This is a genomic window from Streptomyces sp. NPDC059853, assembly GCF_042731495.1.
GTDB lineage: Bacteria > Actinomycetota > Actinomycetes > Streptomycetales > Streptomycetaceae > Streptomyces.
Map to the genome: position 1 here is coordinate 1 of NZ_JBHWJL010000519.1, position 1939 is coordinate 1939.

Genomic DNA, 1939 nt, shown 5'->3' on the forward strand with positions numbered 1-1939 from the left:
GGTCGTCGAAGGAGCGGGACATCTGCTGCTGGACGAGGAGCCCGCGGCGGTCGCGGCCCTGGTACACGCATTGCACGCTGTCGTGACGGGGCGGGACGGCTCCTCCCCGAGGTCCGACGCCGTCGGCTGACGGCGTCGGCTGACGGCGTCGGCTGACGGCGTCGGGCGAAGGCGTCGGCTGACGGCGTCGGGCGAAGGCGTCGGGCGAAGGCCGGCCGGGTGCGCGTGGGCGCCGGCCCGGATGCCGGCGGGTCGGACGGACCGGTGCTCGGCTCGACGGGTGCCGCCGCTCGCGCGGCGGGTCCGGTTGTCCGCCACGTCCCGGCGGACGGGCCTCGGGGTCGCGCGGTGCGGCGGAGCGGGGCGTGCCGCCCGCCCCCGGCCGACCGGGCCGATGACCGCGGCGCACCCGAGGAGCGAGGCGGCACGGGCCGGCGCGGTCCAGCGGACCTGCCTCGCCGGGAACCGCCGAGAACGGGCGCGGCCGTGCTCAGACCAGCCGCACCGGCTTGTCCTCGCGGACCCCGGCGGCCGTCAGCCAGGCGCGCAGCGGCTCCGGGTCGGCCTCGTCCACCAGGCTGTGCACGCAGCCGCCGAGCCGTTTGAGGTCCGTGGGGCGGCGTGTGCTGCCCGAGCGCAGGACCGGGCCGTCCAGCCAGTCGAGGGCCGGGGTCGCGCCGGTGGTGTCGGCGGTGGCGCAGCAGACGGCGGCGGCCACGTGTTCGACCAGCACCTCGCGGCCGGTGGCGGGCGGCTGGGCCGGGAAGCCGAGCGGGGGCAGCACACCCGACCGGCCGGCGGCGGCCGGGAGCGGGCCGCCCGTCCGGTCGACGGTGGCCGTGCCGATCCTGGCGGCCAGCGCGTCGGGGCCGCCGGGGCCCGCGGCGGCCTCCGTCAGCCGACTGAGCGCGCGGGCCAGGGTGGGCGTCTCCTCGGCGTCCAGCGCCGCGAACAGCTGGGCGAGATGGTCTCCTCCTCCCGCGCCGCCTTCGGCGTCCGCTTCGACCCGGTGGGCGAACGCCTCGCCCTCGTCGACGAACGCGGACACATCATCGAGGACCAGCGGGCGCTCCTGGTAATGCTCGACCTGATCGCCGCGGAACGCCGCACCGGCCGGGTCGCGCTGCCCGTCACCACCACCCGTATCGCCGAACAGGTGGCCGCCTACCACGGCACCCAGGTCGAGTGGACCAGCACCTCGCCCGACGACCTGACCCGCGCCGCCGGCAAGGACGCCGTCTTCGGCGGGGACGGCCAGGGCGGCTTCATCGTCCCCGAGTTCTCCAGCGTCTTCGACGCCACCGCGGCCTTCGCCCGGCTCACCGGCCTGGTGGCCCGCACCCAGCTCTCGCTCAGCCAGATCGACGCGCGCATCCCCAGGGCCCACGTCCTGCGCCGCGCCGTGGCCACCCCCTGGGCGGTCAAGGGCCTGGTCATGCGCCGGGTCGTCGAGGCGGCGGGCGACCGCTCCATCGACACCACCGACGGCGTACGGGTGGTGGAGTCCGACGGCCGCTGGGTGCTGGTGCTGCCCGACCCGGCCGAGGCCGTCACCCATCTGTGGGCCGAGGGCCCCGACGACGCCACCGCGCAGGAACTCCTCGAACACTGGTCGGCCGTCGTGGAGGGCGCCGACCACTGACACCGGCCGCACCGCCTCCCCGGGGGCCCGTTTCGATATCCCCCGGGGCGGCGTGCGACCATGTCCGCCATGTCATCGCAGCCCAACGGGCCACGCCCGCCGGCGCGCCCCGACGCCTCCATGTCGCTGCTGACCACCGTCATGAACCACACCCTCGACGAGGGGTACGCCCAGGCGGCGGCGCGCAGGCACAGCGAGGGCACCGCGGGGCTGCCGCGCGGCCTGCGGGCCAAGCTGTGGCTCGCCGCCGGCCTCGTCCTGGCCGGCCTCGTGGTCACCCTCGGCGCCGTCCAGGCC

General features: G+C 77.2%; 1 protein-coding gene and 2 pseudogenes. 2 read left to right on the forward strand and 1 reads right to left on the reverse strand.

Annotated features, from left to right (window positions below; genetic code table 11):
• Positions 1-490: 490 nt before the first annotated feature.
• On the reverse strand, positions 491-1048 hold the full coding sequence (locus ACFV5N_RS27475) for a hypothetical protein (protein WP_385605153.1): 558 nt from the start codon (positions 1046-1048) through the stop codon (positions 491-493).
• Between ACFV5N_RS27475 and ACFV5N_RS27480 the strand changes: the two are divergent.
• Positions 956-1642: pseudogene (locus tag ACFV5N_RS27480) on the forward strand (mannose-1-phosphate guanyltransferase); the annotation flags it as partial. The gene ACFV5N_RS27475 and the pseudogene ACFV5N_RS27480 sit on opposite strands and share 93 nt — an antisense overlap.
• Before the next feature lie 60 nt (positions 1643-1702).
• Positions 1703-1939 (forward strand): annotated as a pseudogene (locus tag ACFV5N_RS27485) (hypothetical protein); the annotation flags it as partial.